At 45.7% G+C, this 2,656-nt stretch carries 1 protein-coding gene; it reads left to right on the forward strand.

What is annotated here, in order from left to right; all coding sequences use genetic code 11:
- The coding region (locus QUA56_RS36330) for a phospholipid carrier-dependent glycosyltransferase (protein ID WP_333368825.1) at positions 1-2,057 on the forward strand (2,057 nt) is incomplete at its 5' end.
- Positions 2,058-2,656 lie beyond the last annotated feature (599 nt).

Here is a 2,656-nt window from a genome sequence, read left to right on the forward strand (position 1 = left end):
CCTCCCCCACTCTCCCCCTCTCCCCGTCATCGTTCTTTTGGGCGATCGCCTTGGGAATTTCTCTCGGTTTATCAATATTAGTTAAACACACTACCGTATTATTTCTGTTTACCCCGATTGTCTGGTTGGCTGTTGGTGCAGTGCGGCAAAAAGCTTGGGGAAGATTAGCTCAATTAACTGGTGCTTTGTTGCTGTCGGCGGCGGTGTTTGGCCCCTGGGCAAAAACCAATTGGCTGTTAATTTTGACCGGGGGAAAACGGGCAACGGTGGATTCTGCGATCGCCGAAGGAGATCCGGGCCTCAATACGATCGACGCTTGGATTTACTACGGTAAGCACTTACCGGAACATATTTCTTGGCCTCTGTTACTTATTCCCTTAGTCGGATTCATACTTTATTGGCGTCGCCGGCAAGATAGTTTGTCAATCTTTCATCTCAACTCCTGTCGGTGGCTGGCTATTTTTTTTGTAGGAGCTTATTTAATTAATTCTCTAAATATCAACAAAGACGACCGATATGTGATACCTTATTTGCCAGTTTTATCTCTTTTATTAGCCTACTGTTTAACGCTGTGGCCTTCTCGGTGGGGGCGACAAATTCGCTGGGGAACAATTGGCTTGGGAATTCTGGCAATGCTGTTCCATATGTGGCCGCTGGGAGGTGCTTTTGGACATAGCTTAGTTCAAGCTGTCAGTCCCGGCAATTCTAACTATCCTTACTTGGGGAAAGAGTGGCCGCACCGAGAGGTAATTGCAGAAATTATTGATACGGAACCTTATTTGCAATCGACTTTAGGCGTGTTGCCTTCGACACCGGAAATTAACCAGCATAATTTGAATTTTTACGGTGCTTTGGCGAATTTTCAGGTGTACGGGCGGCAGGTGGGAACGAATTTAAAAGAAGTGCCGCAAGATGTGCGATCGCTCTCTTGGTTTTTAACCAAAACTGGCCCGCAAGGTTCGATCCGCGAACGGATTAAAAAAGCTCAAAATGCAGCGGTGGCTGCCATTGAAAAAGGCGACAAATTTTTGTTACAAAAAACTTGGGTTTTGCCAGACAATACTAATTTAAATCTTTATCGCAAGCGAGTGCAGCCTGTCGAAATACAGCCGTTGAATGAAGCGCGATCGCAAGTACAATTAGATCGAGTTACTGTCGGTGCAAAAGCAGTTCCCGGAGTCGCGCTGCCGGTTACTTATACTTGGTCTGGGCCTTGGCAGCAGTTGCAGTCTGGTTTAGTGTTGGTAACGTGGGAAAATCAGCAGTCTGGCAATATTCCACCGGGAAAGACTTTCAGGATTTTACACGATCGCGCGATCGCGATGGCGACTTTGCATCCGGGGATGCTGGAAGCGGATAAATTTGCTGTGGGGTTTCGAGTTGTCGATCGCACGGCGATGCTTCCTCCTGCTAATATTGCACCGGGAACTTACAATCTGCAAGCTACTTATCTAAATCGGAAAACCGGCGAAACTTATCCGATTAATGTGCCGGCCGTGAGTGTTAAGATCGAGGCAGAGCCTCTGGATATGCGTTCTCAGGCAGAGCCTGGAAACGAGGATAATACAGATAAGCCTGAGTTAGATTTGGTGACTCAATTGCGGGCGATGGCGGTTAATTTACCGAAAGGATTGCCCGGTTTAGAACCCGTGTTCGAGCAGATTGGGCGCATCAATCAGTACGATCCAATTCAAGATTATACCGTGCAAGCGGAACAAACCTTAGAATATCGGTTGCAGCAAGAACCCAATAATCTAGAATTCGCTTATGCTTTGGCATTTTCTCGGGTATTGCAGCAGAATGTCAAAAGTGCGATCGCAGCTTTAGAAAAAGTTACTCAACTCGACTCTCAAAACCCATACGCTTATGCTTATCTCGCTTTCGTCCAGCTTTACGATTGGCATCCCAAAGCCGCTCAAACTGCCTTAAAACCTGCTCTCGCCCTCAACCCCAACCTACCGGAAATTAGAGTTTTAAACGGTGTAGCGGCTCTGATGCAAGGTAATCTCATTCAAGCATGGCAAGATTTGCAATACTTAAAAAAACTCAAAATTTAACAATCCTGTTTATTGTGGCACGGGCGTCTCGCCTGTGCTTGCGAAGCAGTTGGCATCCCAAAGCCGCTCAAACTGCCTTAAAACCCAATACGCTTGGGATGGGACACTCATAGAGACAAAACCCTGTGAAAAGCGTGCCTGCCCTTCGGGCTTATGCTGAGCCCAAAGCTCTCTTCGGACAAAAAAACATTAACCCAAGCGTATTGGGACTTGCTGTTGAAGTTTTTGATAGTTAAACTCAACCTTATTCAAAACTTTTCTCCTTCTAATTAACCAGAGATATTAAGTAATACCAAATCCGGGTTTACTACCCTTTTTTTTTCTTTGTATTATTTGTCATAATGGCTGATTTTTATCGTCAACAAGAGCGCCGATAATCGAACAGCTTCGGCTCTATGTTTTGTGAGAGTAGGAAGATTTTTGGCTTTGCTTAATTCTCAAAGCATCTGCTGTTCTTCACAATTAATAAAAACTTTGGTGGGGAGCATCCCATTTTTGCTTTCACATCATGGACGGTTGCATCAGAACAATATATTTGGATGATATAGCGTGCGAGCGTCTCGCTCGCGGCTAGATCGCGATTTAGCCGCGAGCGAGAC

Origin of the sequence: Microcoleus sp. N3A4 (assembly GCF_036701805.1) — a bacterium.
Lineage (GTDB): Bacteria > Cyanobacteriota > Cyanobacteriia > Cyanobacteriales > Microcoleaceae > Microcoleus.